Annotated in this window: 20 protein-coding genes; 11 read left to right on the top strand and 9 right to left on the bottom strand. The window is 74.8% G+C overall.

Going from position 1 to position 18,628, the window contains the following annotated elements:
- Positions 1 to 10 precede the first annotated feature (10 nt).
- Positions 11 to 652, bottom strand: a complete 642-nt coding sequence (locus tag OG994_RS19125) for an NAD(P)-dependent oxidoreductase (protein WP_120329978.1) — start codon at positions 650 to 652, stop codon at positions 11 to 13.
- A gap of 61 nt (positions 653 to 713) precedes the next feature.
- On the bottom strand, positions 714 to 1,946 hold the full coding sequence (locus tag OG994_RS19120) for a serine hydrolase domain-containing protein (protein ID WP_328850498.1): 1,233 nt from the start codon (positions 1,944 to 1,946) through the stop codon (positions 714 to 716).
- 82 nt (positions 1,947 to 2,028) lie between these two features.
- Between OG994_RS19120 and OG994_RS19115 the strand changes: the two genes are divergently transcribed.
- The 5 genes from OG994_RS19115 (at position 2,029) to OG994_RS19095 (ending at position 5,400) form a co-directional block, all read left to right on the top strand.
- Positions 2,029 to 2,622, top strand: coding sequence for a pentapeptide repeat-containing protein (locus OG994_RS19115; RefSeq protein ID WP_120329976.1), 594 nt, complete (start codon positions 2,029 to 2,031; stop codon positions 2,620 to 2,622).
- Positions 2,623 to 2,687: 65 nt separating this feature from the next.
- Complete coding sequence (locus tag OG994_RS19110) at positions 2,688 to 3,116, top strand: pyridoxamine 5'-phosphate oxidase family protein (RefSeq protein ID WP_240033047.1); 429 nt, start codon at positions 2,688 to 2,690, stop codon at positions 3,114 to 3,116.
- Positions 3,117 to 3,427: 311 nt separating this feature from the next.
- On the top strand, positions 3,428 to 4,402 hold the full coding sequence (locus OG994_RS19105; RefSeq protein WP_328850497.1) for a hypothetical protein: 975 nt from the start codon (positions 3,428 to 3,430) through the stop codon (positions 4,400 to 4,402).
- A 126-nt stretch (positions 4,403 to 4,528) separates the two neighbouring features.
- On the top strand, positions 4,529 to 4,966 hold the full coding sequence (locus tag OG994_RS19100; RefSeq protein ID WP_328850496.1) for a nitroreductase family deazaflavin-dependent oxidoreductase: 438 nt from the start codon (positions 4,529 to 4,531) through the stop codon (positions 4,964 to 4,966).
- Positions 4,967 to 5,052: 86 nt separating this feature from the next.
- Positions 5,053 to 5,400, top strand: coding sequence for a hypothetical protein (locus tag OG994_RS19095; protein WP_328850495.1), 348 nt, complete (start codon positions 5,053 to 5,055; stop codon positions 5,398 to 5,400).
- 21 nt (positions 5,401 to 5,421) lie between these two features.
- Here OG994_RS19095 and dacB read toward each other — a convergent pair whose 3' ends face one another.
- On the bottom strand, positions 5,422 to 7,002 hold the full coding sequence (dacB, locus tag OG994_RS19090; RefSeq protein ID WP_328850494.1) for a D-alanyl-D-alanine carboxypeptidase/D-alanyl-D-alanine endopeptidase: 1,581 nt from the start codon (positions 7,000 to 7,002) through the stop codon (positions 5,422 to 5,424).
- Positions 7,003 to 7,179: 177 nt separating this feature from the next.
- Between dacB and OG994_RS19085 the strand changes: the two genes are divergently transcribed.
- Both OG994_RS19085 and OG994_RS19080 read left to right on the top strand, forming a co-directional pair.
- Positions 7,180 to 8,253, top strand: coding sequence for an NAD(P)-binding domain-containing protein (locus OG994_RS19085; protein ID WP_328850493.1), 1,074 nt, complete (start codon positions 7,180 to 7,182; stop codon positions 8,251 to 8,253).
- A 189-nt stretch (positions 8,254 to 8,442) separates the two neighbouring features.
- Positions 8,443 to 8,724 (top strand): adhesin, encoded by a 282-nt coding sequence (locus OG994_RS19080; protein ID WP_120329972.1) that lies wholly within the window; start codon positions 8,443 to 8,445, stop codon positions 8,722 to 8,724.
- A gap of 39 nt (positions 8,725 to 8,763) precedes the next feature.
- Here the strand turns inward: OG994_RS19080 and OG994_RS19075 are convergent, their stop codons facing one another.
- The 4 genes from OG994_RS19075 to OG994_RS19060 all read right to left on the bottom strand — a co-directional run bounded on the left by OG994_RS19075 (position 8,764) and on the right by OG994_RS19060 (position 12,622).
- Complete coding sequence (locus OG994_RS19075; RefSeq protein ID WP_328850491.1) at positions 8,764 to 9,861, bottom strand: beta family protein; 1,098 nt, start codon at positions 9,859 to 9,861, stop codon at positions 8,764 to 8,766.
- A 103-nt stretch (positions 9,862 to 9,964) separates the two neighbouring features.
- Complete coding sequence (locus OG994_RS19070; RefSeq protein ID WP_328850490.1) at positions 9,965 to 10,525, bottom strand: PepSY domain-containing protein; 561 nt, start codon at positions 10,523 to 10,525, stop codon at positions 9,965 to 9,967.
- Between the two features lie 82 nt (positions 10,526 to 10,607).
- On the bottom strand, positions 10,608 to 11,930 hold the full coding sequence (locus OG994_RS19065) for a sensor histidine kinase (RefSeq protein WP_120329971.1): 1,323 nt from the start codon (positions 11,928 to 11,930) through the stop codon (positions 10,608 to 10,610).
- The gene (locus tag OG994_RS19060; protein WP_120329970.1) at positions 11,927 to 12,622 is read right to left on the bottom strand and encodes a response regulator transcription factor; all 696 of its coding nucleotides are present in this window, start codon (positions 12,620 to 12,622) and stop codon (positions 11,927 to 11,929) included. Before OG994_RS19060 ends, OG994_RS19065 begins: the two co-directional genes overlap by 4 nt.
- 103 nt (positions 12,623 to 12,725) lie before the next feature.
- On the opposite strand from OG994_RS19060, the gene OG994_RS19055 reads away from it, so the two are divergent.
- The 4 genes from OG994_RS19055 (at position 12,726) to OG994_RS19040 (ending at position 16,286) form a co-directional block, all read left to right on the top strand.
- Positions 12,726 to 13,196, top strand: a complete 471-nt coding sequence (locus OG994_RS19055; protein WP_120329969.1) for a septum formation initiator — start codon at positions 12,726 to 12,728, stop codon at positions 13,194 to 13,196.
- A gap of 198 nt (positions 13,197 to 13,394) precedes the next feature.
- Positions 13,395 to 13,802, top strand: a complete 408-nt coding sequence (locus OG994_RS19050) for a hypothetical protein (protein WP_120329968.1) — start codon at positions 13,395 to 13,397, stop codon at positions 13,800 to 13,802.
- 246 nt (positions 13,803 to 14,048) lie between these two features.
- Positions 14,049 to 14,438, top strand: coding sequence for a cupin domain-containing protein (locus OG994_RS19045; protein WP_120330110.1), 390 nt, complete (start codon positions 14,049 to 14,051; stop codon positions 14,436 to 14,438).
- Positions 14,439 to 14,489: 51 nt separating this feature from the next.
- Positions 14,490 to 16,286 (top strand): glycoside hydrolase family 15 protein, encoded by a 1,797-nt coding sequence (locus OG994_RS19040; protein WP_120329967.1) that lies wholly within the window; start codon positions 14,490 to 14,492, stop codon positions 16,284 to 16,286.
- A 9-nt stretch (positions 16,287 to 16,295) separates the two neighbouring features.
- On the opposite strand, the gene OG994_RS19035 is transcribed toward OG994_RS19040, so the two are convergent.
- Both OG994_RS19035 and OG994_RS19030 read right to left on the bottom strand, forming a co-directional pair.
- Positions 16,296 to 17,486 (bottom strand): threonine synthase, encoded by a 1,191-nt coding sequence (locus tag OG994_RS19035; RefSeq protein ID WP_328850488.1) that lies wholly within the window; start codon positions 17,484 to 17,486, stop codon positions 16,296 to 16,298.
- Between the two features lie 14 nt (positions 17,487 to 17,500).
- Entirely contained in the window at positions 17,501 to 18,556 is a 1,056-nt protein-coding gene (locus OG994_RS19030) for a DNA polymerase ligase N-terminal domain-containing protein (protein WP_328850486.1), read from the bottom strand.
- Positions 18,557 to 18,628: the final 72 nt, after the last annotated feature.

Raw genomic sequence — 18,628 nt, 5'->3', positions numbered from 1 at the left:
CCGGGCCCGTTCAGTAGGCCACCGTGAACCGCGTGTTCTCGTGCCGCGGGTTCTCGATCTCGTCGACGATCGCCACCGCCAGGTCCTCGTACGTGAGCACCGACCGGCCCTGCGCGTCGGTGACCGGCTGGTCCGTGCCCGTGCGGTAGTGCCCGGTCCGCTCGCCCGGATGGAACTCCAGCGGCGGCGGGGAGACGTAGGTCCAGGTCACCCCGTCCGCCTGGGTGCGGTAGTAGTCGAGGGCGTCGGCCTGGCCCTGCGCCGAGTCCCGGTACGCCTCGGGGAAGTCCGGCTCGTCCAGGTAGCGCGTCCCCTTCGGGGTGAGCAGCGTCGACCCGCCGCCCAGGTGGATGATCCGGGGCGCGTCCGGCATCCCCCGCAGCGTGGTGACCAGCGTCCGCGCGGCGTCGAGCCAGAGCCCCCGCTCGCCCCCGCCGATCGCCACCACCAGCACGTCCGCCTCCGGGGCCAGCTCCCGGACGCTGCGGTCGCTGGTGGCGTCGCCGGTCACCACCCGCACGCCGTCGGGCAGGTAGGAGGTGGCCTCGGGCCGGCGGACCGCCGCGATGACCCGGTGCCCCCGGTCGACCGCCTCCGCGGTGACCCGGGAGCCGGCGGTGCCACCCGCGCCGAACACCACGATGCTGCTCATGGCATCAGGCTATTGACCGGCCCGGCCGGCCGGTGGGCGTTACCCGAAGAAGCCGGCGGCCTCAGTCGACCAGCGCCGAGTAGACGAGCTGGCGCAGCTGCGGCCGGATCGGATGGGTGCTGGAGGGCATCAGCTGGGTGAAGAAGAGGGCGGTGATCTCCTCGACCGGGTCGATCCAGAACGCCGTGCTCGCCACGCCGCCCCAGTAGTACTCGCCGACGCTGCTCGGCACCCGGCTGGGGATCGGGTCCTGGACCACCGCGAAGCCGAGCCCGAAGCCCACCCCGTCGAAGATGCTCTCGGCGAACCCGCCGGTGGAGAGGGCGCCCAGGTCCTGGCCGCCGGGCAGGTGGTTACGGGTCATGAAGCGCACCGTGCGCGAGCCGAGCAGGCGTACGCCGTCCAGCTCGCCGCCGCGCAGCAGCATCTGGGTGAACCGGTGGTAGTCGGCGGCGGAGCAGATGAGGCCGCCACCGCCGGAGAGGAAGGTCGGCTTCTGGTGTGCCAGGGCGCCGAGCTGGTCGTACCGCATGGCCTGACCGGTGCGCGGGTCGGGCGCGTACAGCGCCGCGAGGCGGGACGTCGCCTCGTCGTCGACGTACCAGTGGGTGTCGGTCATGCCGAGCGGCCGGAAGATCCGGTCGGCGAGGAAGGCGTCCAGGCTCTGGCCGGAGACCACCTCGACGAGTCGGCCCAGCACGTCGGTGGCGACGGAGTAGCCCCAGGCCGTGCCGGGCTGGAAGAGCAGCGGCAGCCGGGCGATGGCCGCGCAGGCGCCGGCCAGGTCGACGTCCGCCGGCGGGTAGAGGTCGTACCCGGCGGCCCGGTAGAGCCCGTCGACCACCGAGGTCTGCATGAAGCCGTACGTGAGGCCGGCCGTGTGGGTGAGCAGGTGCCACACCCGGATCGGCTCGACGGCCGGCACCGTGTACGGCTTGAGCGTCGAGCCCTTGGCGTAGACGCGGACGTCGGCGAACTCGGGCAGCCACCGGCTGATCTCGTCGGTCAGCTCGAAGCGGCCTTCCTCCCAGAGCATCATGGCCGCCACCGAGGTGACCGGCTTGGTCATCGAGTAGATCCGCCACAGCGTGTCCGGCTCGACGGGGAGCCCCGCCTCCCGGTCCCGCAGCCCGTACGTCGCGGAGTGGACCACCTCCCCGCGCCGGGTCACGACCGCCTGCCAGCCGGCGAGCCGGCCGTCGTCGACGTACCTGCCGAAGTGCTCGTCGATCCGCGCCAGGCGCGCCGGGTCGAAGCCGATCTGGTCCGGGTCGATGCTCCGCGCCACACTCACGCCGCCGAACGTACTAGCCGCCCCGTGGGGCGGGGAAGAGGCGCCGCCCACACCTGTCGGTGCCCGCTTGTAGCCTGGCCCGATGCCGGAGCCGACCGAGGACGCCACCTTCCGCCACGAGGACTGGTACGGCGAGGAGCTGGGCGACCGGCACTTCGTCCGCTGCTCGTTCTTCCACGTCGACCTCACCGAGGCCACGAGCCAGGGTGCGATCTTCGACGGGTGCACGTTCGGCAACGTGCGGTTCAACGCCTCCCGGCACACCGACTCGGCCTTCACCCGCTGCACCTTCCAGCGGTGCAACCTCTTCGAGGCCGAGTTCACCGGCTGCAAGCTGGTCGGCAGCACCTTCGCCCAGTGCGACCTGCGGCCGTTGACGGTCGCCGGTGGGGACTGGTCGTTCGTCGCCCTGCCCGGCGCCGACCTGCGCGGCGTGCGGATCACCGACGTGCGGATGCGGGAGGTCGACCTCACGGGCGCCGACCTGACCGGCGCCACCGTGACCGGTGTCGACCTGTCCGCCGCGCAGCTGCACAGCTCCCGGCTCTCGAAGGCGGACCTGCGGGGCAGCGACCTGACGGCGCTCGACCCCACGGTGGTGGAGCGGGCCCGCGCGGTGATCGACGCGGAGCAGGCGGTCGTGATCGCCCAGGCGCTCGGCTTCGAGATCCGCTGAAAACCCGACCGCCGCTGTCAGGTTTTCCTGGCAGGGTGGCCGGCATGGCATGGTGGTCAGACCTTGTGGCAGAGGAACCAGAGTTCGCCGAACGGGTGCGCGCCCGGTTCGCGGTGCGCAAGCACGGGACCATGGCGACGCTTCGCCGGGACGGCTCCCCGCGGATCAGCGGCACCGAGTTCGACTTCGACGACGGGGACCTGCGGCTGGGCAGCATGGCCGGCGCGGTCAAGGCCCTGGACCTGCGTCGCGACCCCCGGGTGGCCCTGCACTGCCCGACCGAGGACGCCCCGGCCGACGACCCGTCCGCGTGGGACGGCGACGCGAAGATCAGCGGGATCGCCCACGAGGAGCCGCCGGGCGAGGACGGCTCGCACCGGTTCCGCATCGAGTTGACCGAGGTCGTGCTGACCCGTGTCGGCGACCCGCCCGACCACCTCGTGATCGAGAGCTGGCATCCGGGTCGCGGCCTGCGCCGCCGCCAACGGCGCTGACCCGCCCGGCCCCCCACTCCCGGCCCCGCCCCGCCCCGGCTCGGCGGGCTCCACGGGCTCCACGGGCTCCGCGTTGATCATGAAGTTGTCGCCGGTCTGTGTCTGATTTGTCGGCAGTAACTTCATGATCGACGCGAGGGGTCGGGGGGCGGGCCGGGCCAGGCCAGATTTCGCTTTCGACCGATGTCCGCTACCTTGCCGTACCAGACCGGGTGGGTGGACCGTCCCGGTGTGCGACGCGGCCACACCGCCCGGCGTGCCGTGGGCGGTCTGTCGCGCCGGCCCGGAGGCCGGCGGGGAGCGGAGGGTCGGTGGCGGAGGAGGACCTGCCCCGGGCGGGCACGGGTGCGTCCGGCCGGCGGGCCGCGCGCCGGGGATCCGGCGGGCCACGCCGGCACCGCTCCGCCGAAGGGCACCCGGCCGGGGCGCGACGCGCGTTCCGTCGCCACGCCCTCGCGTCCGACGTGCTGGCCCCGGTCCGCCGCCACCGGTGGGTGGTCGCGGGGGTGGCCCTGCTCGCCTGCCTCACCGCCCTGGTGTCGTACGTCGCCACCCGGCCGGAGCCCCAGGCCGCGCCGCCGCCCGGCGGTGCGCCCGCCGGGGCGGGCCGGCCGAGCGGCTACCCGGCGATCGAGGCGAACCGGACCGGCACCGACCCGGCGAGCCCGGGGCTCCGGCCCCGGCAACGGCCGCCGTCCCCGTCGCCGAGCCCGTCCGTCACCACGCGTACGCCCGCGGAGCCCCCGCTGCTCACCGTCACGCGGGCGGACATCCCGGCCGAGGTGGACCTCACCGCCGTGGGCACCCGGGACTGGATGCACTGGGGGCTGGACGGGGGCGACTCGACGGACCGCAAGCGCGGTGGCTCCGGCGAGATCGTCGACCAGGGCGGCAGCGGTGCCCGCCGGGGCTGGGACGGCAACCAGGAACTGTTCAGCTGGCGGGACGGCACCTCGGAGCGGGCGGTCGACCGTACCGCGAACGGCGTCTACACCTGCGGCGCCGGCACCGGCTTCGCGCTGGCCGTTTCGGCCGACGGCGAGCTGCGGACGGTGCGGCTGTACGCCGGGCTCTGGATGGCCCGGGGCCGGTTGGAGGCGCGCCTGTCGGTCGGCGGGCCGACCACGACCCTCCGCATGGAGGACCCGCACACGAGCCGGAGCGCCGAGTTCACGCTGCGCTTCCGTGCTCCGAAGGGCGTGCGACTGCTCGTCACCTGGACGGCCGAGGAGGTGTTCACTCCGGACTGCGGAAACGTCGGCCTCCAGGCGGTCGCCCTGCGGTGACCCCGCCGGCCGCGGCGGCGACCGTGACGCCGCTGCCGCGCACCCCCCGGCGATCAGCGTCCCCGGACCGGTGGCCGGGGGTAGCGTGGGCACATCGACCGTCGAGGATCGGAAGGGAGCCGCGCGATGACCGCTGGGGAGCAGGTGCTGGACAGCCCCGCGAGCTGGGTCGCCGAGCACATCCACCGGTACGTCGCCACGGACGGGGCCGAGGGCCACGAGTGGCGGCCGGGTGTGTTCACGCTGCTGCTCACCACCCGGGGCCGCCGCAGCGGCGCCCTGCGCCGTACCGCCCTCATCTACGGCCGCGACGGCGACGACTACCTGGTCGTCGCCTCGCAGGGCGGCGCGCCGCGGCACCCGGCCTGGTACCTCAACCTCCTGGCCGATCCCCGGGCCGAGGTGCAGGTCGGCGCGGAGCGGTTCACGGCCCGCGCCCGCATCGCCACGCCCGAGGAGAAGCCCCGGATGTGGGAGACGATGGCGAAGATCTGGCCGGCGTACGACGACTACCAGGCCCGCACCGACCGGGAGATCCCGGTGGTCGTGCTGGAACGTGTCTGACGGGACAGTTTGTCCGTCACTCCGCACCGGCGGCGACGTAGCTTTCTGCTGTCCCGGTCCGACCGTCCCGTGTGGAGGATTGTGCAGTGAGCAGCAGTACCGTGCACCGCGTCCGTCCCGACGCGCCGACCGGTGCCGCCGAGGCGCCCGGCGACCTGCTCCGGGAGATCCCGATGCCGCCGTACGTCACCGGCGAGGACGCCCAGTTCGCGGTCCGGGCCGTGGTGGTGCACGCGCCCCGGAGCTGGTCCGGCGGGACCGTCTGCCGCAACGACGCCAACCCGCACCCCTGCCGCCTGCACCGTTGGGGCGCCCGGGTGCTGGCGATGCGCGGGTTGGCCGACGCCGACATCGCCGCTCTCATCGAGCGCGGCGACCCGGCGGCACCGCTGCCCCCGCGACCCGGCGCCCGACCGGCGGGCTCCCGGCCGTGACGGCCGGGAGCCCCGGGGCGGTCAGCAGGCGATCGGCTTGACCCAGGAGCACTCCAGCCCCTCGGGCGCCGCTGGTGCCGCGGGGGCCACGGGCGGCGCCACCCGCGCCGTACGCGCGCTCGCCTCGCTGTGCGTGGCGAGCGCGATGGCGATCTGGTCCTCCAGCCCCTTCACGGAGGAGGCCAGGTAGTTGTTCAACAGGATCGAGAAGGCCAGCACCCGGCCGTCGGCGTCGGTGACGTAGCCGGAGAGGCCCGACACCCCGGTGAGGCTGCCGGTCTTGGCGTGCACGTTCCCCGCGGCCGGCGTTCCCTGCATCCGGCTGCGCAGGGTCCCGCCCACGAAGCGCTCGGCCTGCCCGGCGATCGGCAGGGCCGCGTACCACGCGTCGAACCAGGGCTCGGAACGCACGGCGGTGAGCAGGTCGACGAACTCGCCGGCGGGGATGAGGTTGCGCCGGGAGAGGCCGGAGCCGTCCCGCTGCCGCAGCGTGCCGGTGTCCATGCCCGCGCCGGCGACGTACCCGGCGATGGCCGAGAGCCCGGCCGACCAGGTGCCGGACCCGCGGACCACCGCGCCGATCTCCTTGGTGAGCACCTCGGCGTGGCCGTTGTTGGAGAGCTTGAGGAACGGCACCATCAGCTCGGCCAGCGGCATCGAGTCGTGGCGGGCCACGGCGGTCGCCCCGGACGGGGTGGGTCGGCCGAGCACCGTCGCTCCGAGCACCCGTACGCCGTGCCGCTTCAGCGCGGCCCGGAAGACGTCGGCCGCGTAGCCGGTCGGCTCCCAGACCGTCACCCAGTCGCTGGCCGGCTCGTCGCCCACCGCGATCTGGCCGGTCACGACGACCGTGTTGCTGCCGTGCTCGCGCTCGAAGGAGATCGACGTCTCCCCGTCGGCGACGGTGGTCGCCCGGTTGTCGAAGCGTAGGTAGCTGGTCGGCGGGGTGGTGGTGAGCACGGGTGCGGCGCCGGCCCGGCCGGGCGCGGCGTGGACGATCACCGTGCCGGCGTCGTAGTCGGTGTCCGGCGCGACGGTCAGGGCGGAGACCTGTGCGGCGTAGTACCAGGGCTCGTCGTCCCAGGTCCAGTCCGGCCCGAGACGGGTGCTGTCGTAGCGGGTGTCGTCCGCGACCAGGTTGCCGGTCACCACCCGTACGCCGGAGGCGGCCACCTGCGCGGCGAGCGCGTCGTAGTCGGCGGCCAGCATGGTCGGGTCGCCGCCGCCGCGCAGGTAGAGGTTGCCGGAGACGACGCCCGCCCGGCGCTTGCCGCTGGTCCGTACGTCGGTCGTGAACCGGTGGTCCGGCCCGAGCAGCGCCATGGCGGCCGTGGAGGTGAGCAGCTTCGTGTTGGAGGCGGGCACCAGCCGCCGGTCGCCGTTGCGGTCGTAGAGCCTCTGGCCGGTGGCCACGTCGGCGACGACCACCGACGCCTGCGCGCCGTCCAGCCGGGCGTCGGCGAGGATCGCGTCGAGGGTCGCGTTCAGCCGGGTGACGGAGGGTGGTGGGGCCTCGGCGGTCGCGCCGGGGGCGCCGGCGGTGGCCGCGACGGCGACCATCGCGACCAGCGCGAGCGTCCGGGGGAAGAGACGACGATGCATGCGCCGATGCTGTCACGAAGATTATCGCCGGGAAAGGTCTCTAGCCGAAGGTTTCCGCCATGAGTCCGCGGGCGCCGGGCAGTCCGAGCACCGTGAGCGAGCCGGTCCGTGGGGACTGTGAGCGGCGGAACGCCGCACCGGGGGCAGAGGCGCGCCCGCCCGGTTGTTGCACCCGGCATGGACGCCCGCTCGGTCGACGTGGTGGTGGTCGGCGCCGGTCAGGCCGGCCTCTCCGCCGGCTACCACCTGCGCAGGGCCGGTTCCACCCCCGGAACCGGGTTCGTGATCCTGGACGCCGACGACGGACCCGGCGGCGCGTGGCGGCACCGGTGGCCGACGCTGACCGTGGACCGGGTCCACGGCTTCCACGACCTGCCCGCCATGCCGTTCCCCGCCGCCGCGCCGGACCGGCCGGCGGCCGAGGTGGTCAGCGACTACTTCGCCGCGTACGAGCGGGAGTTCGGGCTTGCCGTGGAGCGTCCGGTCCGTGTCGAGGCGGTCCGTTCCCTGCCCGACGGCCGGCTGGACGTCCGCACCGACCGCGGCCGGTGGACGGCGCGCGCCCTGATCAACGCGACCGGCACCTGGAGCCGGCCGTTCTGGCCCCACTACCCGGGCCGGTCCTCGTTCCGCGGCCGGCAACTGCACACCGCCGACTACCGGGGGCCGGACGAGTTCGCCGGACGGCGCGTGGTGGTGGTCGGGGCCGGCACGTCGGCCGTCCAACTGCTCGGCGAGATCTCCCCGGTCGCCGCCGACACCACCTGGGTCAGCCGGCGCCCGCCCGACTTCCGCGAGATCGAGTTCACCCCGGAGCACGGCCGGGCCGCGGTCGCCCTCGTCGAGGCCCGGGTGCGGGCCGGCCGCCCGCCGGCCAGCGTCGTCGGGGTGACCGGACTCCCGGTCACCCCGGAGGTCCGAAGGCTCCGCGAGCAGGGTGTGCTCGAGCGGTTACCCATGTTCGACCGGATCACGCCCGACGGCGTCGCCTGGGCCGACGGCCGCTTCGTCGCCGCCGACACGATCCTCTGGTGCACCGGCTTCCGGGCCGCGCTCGACCACCTCGCCCCGCTGAAGCTGCGCGGGCCGGGCGGCGGAATCGTGATGGACGGTACGCGGGTGGTCGCCGACGAGCGGATTCACCTGATCGGGTACGGGCCGTCCGCGAGCACCGTCGGTGCCAACCGGGCCGGACGCGCGGCGGTGCGGGAAATCCGCGCGCTGCTCACGCGGGCCGCCGTCCTCGACTGATCGGGCTCTATTTGACGGATCGCCCGGAGGGGGGCACCGTAGGCGGTGAGGGGGCCCTTTCACCTGCCCCGACGCGGCGACGACAACGGATGTCGCCCGATCGCCTCCCACGTGTACCCCGGACGCGGGCCGATCACCGGTCTGCGCCGTTCCGACCGCGATCCGAGAGAAGCCACGAGGAGTTCCACCATGCTCACCATGACCGACAACGCCGTCCTGGTCATCCGTGACCTGGCCAACCAGCAGGACGTCGGCGAGGACGGCGGGGTGCGTATCGCCGCCGACGCCTCCGCGGGCTCGCTCACCGTCGAGCTGGTCGCCGGCCCGACGCAGGGGGACCACGTGGTGGACAACCAGGGCGCGCGGATCTTCCTGGACGCCGACGCCGCGGAGATCCTCGGCGACGCCTCGGTCGACGCGACCGTCGACGACCAGGGCATCGTGCAGTTCGGCTTCACCGAGAAGCAGTGACCCGGCGGGGCGCGCCCCACGGGGCGCCGCCCCCCGCTCCTAACCCGCCCGCCGGGCGTCCCCGCCGCGTGACGGCCGGGACGACCGGCGGCGTTCCGCCGTGTCCACACCGTTCCACTCCGGCCGGCCGTCCGGGCCCGCGTACCGCAGGTCCGTCAGCACCTGCGCCAGGTGGTGGGACGTGCTCCACGCCGTCCAGGCGCTGGCCGAGCCCGCGCCGGCGACCCGGCGTGCCCGGCGCAGGATCTCGTGGTCGCCCCAGGAGAACGCCGCCCCGGCGACGGGCCAGTGCGGCGCGGAGACGAGGGTGCGGCACAGGTCCGCCACCCGGTCGTCGCCCCGGCCACCCCGCCGCGACCAGCGGTACACCCACCAGGCGCCGTCGGTGGTGTAGCACATCGTGGGCAGCCGGTCGCCCGGCTGCCCGGCACCGCCCTGGGCCGACCCGACGCCGTAGTCCCCGTAGCCCACGTCGCGGTCGGCGACGCGCTCCCACAGCTGCCAGTCCCAGCGTTCCAGCCGGACGGGTTCGTCGGTGGGCAGCCGGGCCAGGGTCGGCGGCAGGCCGCCCGACGCCACGGTCACCGACCGCCAGGCGTACCGGCGTGACCAGTCCAGCAGCCGCCGGATGCGCCACTCGGCCTCCCGCAGGTCGGCGGGGCAGCACACGTCGCCCGCGTCGACGAGGAGGTCGCACTGCTCCGGCGCCGTCCGGGTGAACCGCCAGATCCGCTCCACGGCCGCGGTCGTCGCGTCCGGGCCCGAGCGGTCCCGCCGGGTGCGCAGGCGGATCACCGCCCGCCGCGCGTACGCCCGGGCCGCCGCCCCGTGCGCGACCAGCCGTCGGTCGCTCTCGCCGAGACCCACGACCGGCACCAGCGGTACGCCCCAGCGCACCAGCTCGGTCTCGCGGGCGTCGGGCAGTCGGCTCACGTCGACGGCGGGGACGAGTCCCGAGGGAAGCCGGGCGAGAGCCTCCGGTACGGACGCGTCGAGGATGTCGATGTCGAGGATCGGCGCGACCAGCGGGGCGACGGTGACGTCGAGATGACCCAACGCCTCCAGCTCGCCCCGCCGACAGGCGAGGATGGGGCGGTAGACCGGTTCCGCCGCCCGACCCCCGTGGGCGGGCTCCATAGTTCAATGTAGGCGGACGGATCGCGCGGTGACAGGGCCACGCGGCCCGACGAGGGACGCCGGCAGGCCCACCGCCGGTCGGGCGGTGGGCCGCGGACGCCGCTCAGTCGTCGTCGCCGTGCCGGTCGTCGTCATCGTCATCGTCGTCCGAGCCGTCGTGGCGCCCGTCGTCGTCACCGTCGTCGTCGGCGGCCTCCCGCTCCACGCGGAGCACGGCACCGCTGTCCCGGTCGACGTCGATGTCGTGTTCCACGTCCCCGGACACGATCTCGACACTCCATACCGGACGGCCGTGCTCCTGCTCGGCCTCGATCTCGACGATGCGTCCGCCACCGGCCTTCGCGAGGGCGATCTCGCCGGCCCGCTGCGGGTCGATCCGCGACTCGCCGGCCGGTCCGGTGCTCCCCGACGGCGTACCGCCGGTGGAGGAGGAGCCGCCCGGCGTCGCGGCGGTGGTGCTGTCGTCCGGTGCCGGGGCCGTGGTGCTGTCGTCGGGCGTCGGCGCCGTGGTGCTGCCGCCCGGCGTCGGCGCCGTGGTGGCCGCGACGAGGGCGGCGCCGGGGGACCGTCCGTCGTCGGCCACGGCGACGCCCATCGCCACCCCCGCCACGGCCAGGACGGCCACGCCGCCGGCCGACGCCAGGATCATCGAACTACGCCTCATGATGTCCACCTCTCCTCGGTTCCTGCCATCGAGGATCGGTCCACGGCGGATAGGGCCGCGCTGCCCGAAGGCTAAGGCCGGGTTAAGCGTCCGGGGCCTGCGCCGGGAGCGTCGCGGTGGCGCCCGGCCGGGCCGGCGGCGGGCCGAGCAGGACCCGCACCTCCGCCCCGCCGCCCGGCGCCGTACGCAGCTCCAGCCGCCCGCCCGCGGCCTGCGCGGCGCGGCGGACGATGTCCAGGCCCAGTCCCGTCGAGCCGGCCGCGCTCGCGCCCCGGCGGACCGCGTCGGCCGGCAGGCCGGGGCCCCGGTCGGCCACGGTCAGCACCGTCTGTCCGCCCTCGCGGGCGAGCCGCACGCTGAACGCGGTGCCGTCCGGCGTGTGCGCGAAGACGTTGCCGAGCAGCGCGTCCACGGCGGCCGTCAGCTCGTCGGCCGGTACGCCGACCGGCATCGGGCCGGGCGCCAGGTCGAGGGTCACGGACCGCCCGGTGTCCTCGGCCAGCACCGACCAGAAGGCCACCCGGTCGCCGACGACCTCGGCCGCGTCCGCGCCCGCCGGGCCGGCGGCGGGGGTCTGCCGCCACCGGGCCTGCCGGATCAGCCCGGTGACGGCCCGTTCGAGGCCGTCCACGGCGCCGGTGATCCGGGCCGCGTCCTCCGGGTCGCGCAGCGACTCCGCCTCCAGGCGCAGCGCGGTCAACGGCGTCCGCAGCCGGTGCGACAGGTCGGCCACCTGTTCGCGTTCCTGCACCAGCAGCTCCTGGATGCGGCCGGCCAGGTGGTTCAGCGCGCGGGCCACCTCCCGCAGCTCGGGCGGCCCGGAGGGGGTGACCCGGGCGTCCAGCTCGGCGTTGGCGAGCCGGTGCGAGACCGCCGACAGCGCGCCGATCGGCCGGACCAGGGTGCGGGCCAGCCGGTCGGCGACCACCAGGCCGATGAGCACCAGCAGGAACCCGAGCAGCGCCAGCACGAGCCACGCCCGGGTGACCCCCGCCGTGAGCTGGTCGCGCGGCACGCCGACGCGGATCACGCCCGTGCCGTCCGGTCGGCCCTGCACGGCGATGACCACCTCCCGCCCGGACGCCGACTCGCCCGTCAGGCTCTGGCCGCGGGCGGCCAGCGCGACGGCCGGGGTGCGGGGCACGGGCGTGCCGAGGACCGTCCCGTCGGGCAGGTACACGCTCACCGGCCGGCCCGACTCGGCGGCGAGCTGTTCGACGGTGAGGCGGATGGTCGCCTCGTCGGCGGTCCCGACCACCGGCACGAGGCTCTGCGCGTCGGCCGTGGCCCGGACCGTCGCGCGGTCCTCGGCGACGGTGCGCACCAGCAGCGCCAGCGGCACCAGGAACGCGAGCAGGATGAGGACGCTGACGGCGGCGACCAGCAGCGCCAGCCGAGCCCTCATCCGGCGGCCCGGGGCGGCTCCAGCCGGACGCCGACCCCGCGCACGGTGTGCAGGTAGCGCGGCTCCTGGGCGCTCTCGCCGAGCTTGCGTCGCAGCCAGGACAGGTGCACGTCGACCGTCTTGTCGGCGCCGCCGTACGGGATCTGCCAGACCTCGGTGAGCAACTCGCGCTTGGTGACCACCTGGCCGGGACGGGCCGCGAGGTGGTGCAGCAGGTCGAACTCGCGCGGCGTGAGGTCGACCGGCGTGCCGTCCAGGGTCACCTGCCGGGACCGGGGGTCGACGCGCAGGCCGCCCACGACGAGCGGCGGGTCGGCCGCCCCGGTGGCGCCCGGCGCGCGGCGCAGGACCGCCCGGGCGCGGGCGTCGAGCTGCGCCGCCGTGAACGGCTTGACCACGTAGTCGTCGGCGCCCGCGTCGAGCACCCGCACGATCTCCGCCTCGTCGTCCCGGGCGGTGGCCACGATGACCGGCACGGAGCTGACGGCGCGCAGCATCCGCAGCAGCTCCCGACCGTCCAGATCGGGCAGCCCGAGGTCGAGCACGACGAGGTCGGGCCGGTCGTCGAGCGCGTCGCGGAGGCCGGCCATGGCGGTCGAGGCGGCGGCCACCGCGTGCCCGCGCTCCCGCAGCGCCCGGATCAGCGGGGTCCGGATGGCGAGGTCGTCCTCGATGAGCAGCAGGCGGGCCACCTTTCGCAGGCTAGCCGCTGCCCGGGCCGTCGCGGCAGACCGTTAACCCTCCCTTAGCGTCCCGATGTGCCCGCGCCAACGTCCGGTCGGGCACACTCGCGACATGCGCCGCCGTTGGCTCCTCGTGTCGATCGGGTGGTTGGCGACCGCCGCGGTCGCCACCCTCATCGGGCTCGGCGCGATCCGCCTGGTCGGGGAGAGCATCACCGGGACGCCGGGTGGGGTGCGCGGCGAGGACGAGATCGCCCGTGCCCTCGCCGCCGACCCGCCACCGTCCTCGCCCACCGGGGCGCCGGCGGCGACGGCCGCACCGGCCACCGCGACACCGCCGGCCGCGTCACCGCCGGCCGGCGCGCGGCGCAGCTTCGCCACGGCAGGTGGAACGGCGGTCGCCGAGTGCACGCCCGAGGGGATCCGGCTGGTCTCGTGGTCGCCGGCCCAGGGCTTCCGTGCGCGCGACGCCGACCGGGGCCCCGACGACGACGTCGAGGTCCGCTTCGAGGGCGCCGCCGGACGGTACGAGCTGAAACTGCGCTGCCTCGGCGGGGAACCGGTCGCCGTGGAGGACGACTGAGCTGCGGCGGGCCAGGATAGGTGAACTGACCTCGCGGTATCGAGGAATGTCCATGATCGGACAGGGCTCCGACTGGTTGACCGCGCGAACGCCGATCTAGGTTCGATGACAGAGGGTGCGATCGCCGCTGATCCCCTGTTGCCCCAGACCGCCTCATCGCTGGCCGGCCGGGCCGGTCAGCAGGGAGAGGACCCCACCATGCCCAGCTCGAGATCCCGGCGGCTGTCGGCGGCCCAGCCTGCCCCGGAGGAGGGCGATGCCGTCCGCGCCGACGACGAGGTGACCACCTGCGCGGGTGTCGGCCTGCCGGCGACCGCGCGGGTGCTCTTCGCCGTGGTCAACGCCAACGGCACGCTGGTCCGGGGGCTCGGCGTCGCCACCGCCGACCGTCTCGCCACCGGGATGTACCAGGTGATCTTCGACCAGGACGTGTCGGCGGCCGGTTACGTCGGCACTCTCGGACTCCCCGGCAGCACCGGCGTCGCGCCGGCCGGCGTGATCTCGGTGGCCGGCCGCACCGGCATCCCGAACGGGGTCTTCGTCGAGACCTTCACCAGCGACGGCACCGCCGCGGACCGGCCGTTCCACCTCGCCGTGCTGGCCTGAGCGGGCGCGGCGCAGACGAGCGCACGGCGCCGCCCGACCGTGGTCGGAGCGTCGCCGCGCTCTGGCCGTCTCCCACCACCGCAGCCGTTCGGCGGTACGACAGCGGGGACCTGGCTCGACCGGCGAACCGCGCCGGTCGCAGGGTCGATCCCCGTTCCGTCCGGAACCAAACCTCGATGAAGTGGCGAATTCCACCATCTGCGAGTCCCGGCGTGGCGCGGCACGCGAACGGGTATGGGCAGCGGCATGGAGCATTTCACGATCGCGACCGTCGCCGAGAAGAGCCCGGACTTCCGGCGTGTGCTGTGGACCGGCAGGCACACCCAGTTGGTGATCATGACGATCCCGCCGGGCGGTGAGATCGGCGAAGAGGTGCACGAGGACATCGACCAGATCCTGACCTTCGTGAGCGGCACCGGCGAGGCCCGCGTGGCGGGGGAGAAGCGGGAGGTCGTCCAGGGCGACCTCGTGGTCGTGCCCGCCGGCACGAAGCACAACTTCGTCAACACCGGCCCCAACCCGCTGGTGCTCTACACCGTCTACGGCCCGCCGGAGCACGCCGACCAGGCGGTGCACCGGACGAAGGAGGAGGCGGACGCCGCGGAGGAGGCCGGCGAGGACGAGCCGCCTGCCTGACGGGGACCGCCCCGGCCGTTGGATCCCGGTCGACCGGGGTACCCGGCGTGGGTGGAGCAGCCGGCGATCTCCGACTACGGATTCCTCTCCGACTGCCGCTCGGGCGCGTTGGTGAGCCGGGACGGCTCGGTCGACTGGTGGTGCCCGGACCGCTTCGACGGGTCCGCCGTGTTCGCGCGGCTGCTCGGGCCCGACGCCGGGCACTTCCAGCTGGGCCCGGTCGGCGCCGGCGGGGCCGGGCACCGGGTGGAACGCGCGTACCACCCGGACACCCTGGTGCTGCGCACCGTGCACCACACGCCCGAGGGGAGCGTGGCGGTCACCGACGCGCTGGCCGCGGAGGTCGGCGCCCGTGCGCACGAGCTCGGCATGAACTCCCCGGGCGTGCTGATCCGGGTCGTCGAAGGGCTGAGCGGCCGGGTCCGGATGGGGCTGGACTTCGTGCCCCGCCCCGAACACGGCCTGCTCACCCCGTACCTGTACGACCAGCCGGACGGCAGCGTGCTGGCCACCGCCGGCCCGGTGGCCCTGGTGCTCGGCGCCCGGGGGCTGCCGCTGCGGGCCGGCCGGGACAGCGTGCGGCAGGAGTTCGAGGTCTCCGCCGGCCAGGTCGTCGGCTTCCACCTGGCGTACGGGGGGACCTACGGAGAGCCACCGGTGCGGGTGGACCCGCTGACCACGCTGGCCGAGACGATCCAGGCGTGGGAGGCGTACCGGGAGACGCACACGTACCCGGGGCGGTACCCGGAGCTGGTCCGCCCCAGCGCGACCGTGCTCACCGGCCTGACGTACGCCCGCAGCGGCGCCGTGGCGGCGGCGCTGACCACCTCGCTGCCCGAGAAGCTCGGGGGCGACCGCAACTACGACTACCGGTACTCCTGGCTGCGCGACTTCGCCATGACCATGCGGGCGCTCTGGGTGGCGGCGTGCCCGCACGAGGCGTCCCGCCTCTTCGCCTGGGTGACCCGCTCCATCGGCCGCATCGGCGACGAGCCGGTGCCGGTCGTGTTCGGCCTGGAGGGGGAGCGGGACCTCACCGAGCATGTCTGCCCGCACATGCCCGGCTACGGCGGGAGCCTGCCGGTACGCGTTGGCAACGACGCCTGGCGGCAGCGACAGCTCGACGTGCCGGGCGAGGTCCTTGCCGCGGTCTGGCGGCTGCGCGACTACCTCGGGGACACCTTCGACGAGGAACTGCGGGAGATGGTGCTCGGCCTCACCGAGCAGGTGGCCTGCACGTGGCACCTGCCCGACCGGGGCATGTGGGAGACCCGGGAGGACGAGCGGCACTACCTGTCGTCGAAGGTGCTCTGCTGGACGGCCATGGACCGGGCCGTGCTGCTGGCCGACCGGCTGGGTGCGCAGGCCGACCCACGGCGCTGGGCGGTGATCCGTGACGAGATCCGCGACACCGTGCTCCGCGAGGGCTGGAACGAGCGGATCGGCGCCTTCACCGGCGCGTTCGGCTCCGCCGAGCTGGACGCCTCGGCCCTGTTCCTGCCGATCACGCACTTCCTGCCGGCCACCGACCCCCGGATGCGTTCGACCATCGCCGTCGTCGAGCGCGAACTGGGCACCGAGGACGGCCTGGTCCGGCGCTGGAACACCGACCCGGCCGGCTTCCTGCTCTGCTCGTTCTGGCTGGTGGAGTGCCTGGCGATGACCGGCCAGCGGCGGCGGGCCGCGGAGCTGTTCGAGCGGGTCGCGGGCCACGCCAACGACGTCGGCTTGTTCAGCGAGCAGGTCGACCTGGGCACGGGCGCCCAACTGGGCAACACCCCGCAGGCCCTGTCGCACATCGGCCTGATCAACGCGGCCTGGCGGCTGACCGACCCCAACTGGTACTGACCGTCGACGTCAGGGCAGCACCGGCACGCGGGACACGTCCACGGTGTGCGGGTACTTCAGGCCCGTGCCGGTGTTGAGCACCACCACCCGCTCCCCGGCCCGGATCCAGCCGCCGGCCCGCAGGTGCCGGGCGGCCGTCAGGCAGGCCGCCCCCTCCGGGCAGAGCAGCAGCCCCTCCCGCGCCGCGAAGTCCCGCAGGTCGGCCACGATCTCCTCGTCGGACACGGCCACGGCGGTGCCGGCGCTGGAGCGCAGCGCGGCCAGGATCAGTTCGTCGCCGAGCGGGGCCGGCACGGTGATGCCGAACGCCACGGTGCGCGCGTCCTCCCACGGCTGGGCGCGTTCCTCGCCGGCGGCGAAGGCCCGCACGATCGGCGCGCAACCGGTGGACTGCACGGCCACGAGCCGGGGCGTCCGGTCCTCGATCCAGCCCAGCTCGCGCAGCTCCTCCACCGCCTTGTGGATGCCGATGAGCCCGACGCCGCCACCGGTCGGATAGATGATGACGTCGGGCACCTGCCACCCGAGCTGCTCGACGATCTCGTACCCCATGGTCTTCTTGCCCTCGAGCCGGTACGGCTCGCGCAGCGTGCCGGCGTCGAAGACCGCGCCGCCGGACGCGGCGACCAGGTCGGCCACCCGCCGGCCGGCGTCGCTGATGAGCCCGTCGACGAGGCGCAGGTCGGCGCCCGCGGCCACACACTCGCGGCGGCAGATGACCGGCGCGTCCAGCGGCATGACGATGGTGGCGCCGAGCCCGGCGCGCGCCGCGTACGTCGCCCAGGCCGCCCCGGCGTTGCCGTTGGTGGGCATGGCGATTCGCTCCACGCCCAGCTCGCGGGCACGGCTCACCCCCACCGCGGCGCCCCGGGCCTTGAACGAGCCGGTCGGGGTGAGCCCCTCGTCCTTCACGATGAGGTCGGGAATGCCGATCTCCGCGCCGTACGCGGGCGCCCGCAGCAGCGGCGTCCACCCCTCGCCGAGGCTGGTGACGTGCCGGGGGTCGGCCACCGGCAGCAGCTCCCGGTAGCGCCAGAGGTCCGCCGGGCGCAGCGGGAACCGCTCCGGTGTGACCGCCCGGGCCACGGCGGCGAGGTCGTACCGGGCCAGCAGGGGCGAGCCGCAGTCGCAGAGGTTCTGGGGGCGGTCCGCGGGACGGTCCTGGCCGCAGCGGGGGCATTCCAGGTGGGTCAGGTACACGTCGCTCCTCGCCGTCAGGTCGCGTCGATGCTCAACCAGCGCCGGCTGCGCCGTCCCGGCTCGTAGGGGGAGTCGAGCCGTTTCGCCACCACCCCCGGCAGCCCCTGCTCGCGGCCGGTGCGCAGGGCCTCGGCGCCCGTGCCGGGGAACCACGGCGGAGTCTGCCAGCGCGGGCCGTTCAGCGCCAGACCGTCGAGCAGTTCCCGGCGCTGGGCGTACGGCAGCTCCACACAGGTCACGCCCTCCAGCCAGAGGAGGTCGAAGAGGAGGTACTGCGCGCCCTGCGGCACGCGACTTCCGCTGGTGGCCGGGGCCGGGCGCACCCGCCCGGCGCCGTCGATGCGGACCAGCACGCCGTCGAGCACCGCCTCGGTGGGCGCCATCGCCTCGGCCAGGTCGCGCAGCCAGGCGTACGACCCGGTCACCTCCTCGTCGTCCTCGGCGAGCAGCCGCAGCCGCCCGCCCGAGACGTACGCCACCGAGCGGGTTCCGTCCCAGCGCAGCTCGTAACCCCACTCGGCCTGGTCGCGGGGGAGACGCGCGGCGGGCGTCGGACGCATGGGGCGGACCAGGTCCGGCATGCTCGTCCAGCCCTCCGGCGGCGGGTCCATCCGCCGGACCATCCAGTCCCGGCCCTCCTTGCCGCCGGTGGCGAACAGCACGTAGCGACCGGAGGTCCGCTCCCCGTCGAGCACCACGATGACCTCGTCGTCGCGCCACTTCTCGCAGCGGTACGTCCCCCGGTCGTGGATCGTCATGGTGCCGCCGCCGTACTCGCCGGCCGGGATCTCGCCGTGGAAGTCGAGGTACTCCATCGGGTGGTCCTCGGTGTGCACGGCGAGATGGTTGCGGCCCGTGTCCCGGGGCAGCCCGCGCGGGACCGCCCAGGAGGCCAGCACCCCGTCGCGCTCCAGGCGCAGGTCCCAGTGCAGGCTGCGGGCGTGGTGCTGCTGGATGACGAACCGTCCGGCGGCACGCCCGCCGCGCCGGCGCGCGGGCTTCTCCGGCACGGGCTCGGGGGTGCGGGCCGCGTTCCGCCGGCGTCGGTACTCCTCAAGCCGGTCCGCCACACCCGCATTCTCCGGCAACCGGGCCGGTCGCGCTGGCCGGCGCGGAGTGCCGGGTTCCGCCGCATGCGGGGG

The sequence above is a fragment of the Micromonospora globbae genome (assembly GCF_036184225.1).
In the GTDB taxonomy this organism is placed as follows: domain Bacteria; phylum Actinomycetota; class Actinomycetes; order Mycobacteriales; family Micromonosporaceae; genus Micromonospora; species Micromonospora globbae.
This window is presented reverse-complemented; position numbering and strand designations above follow the sequence as displayed.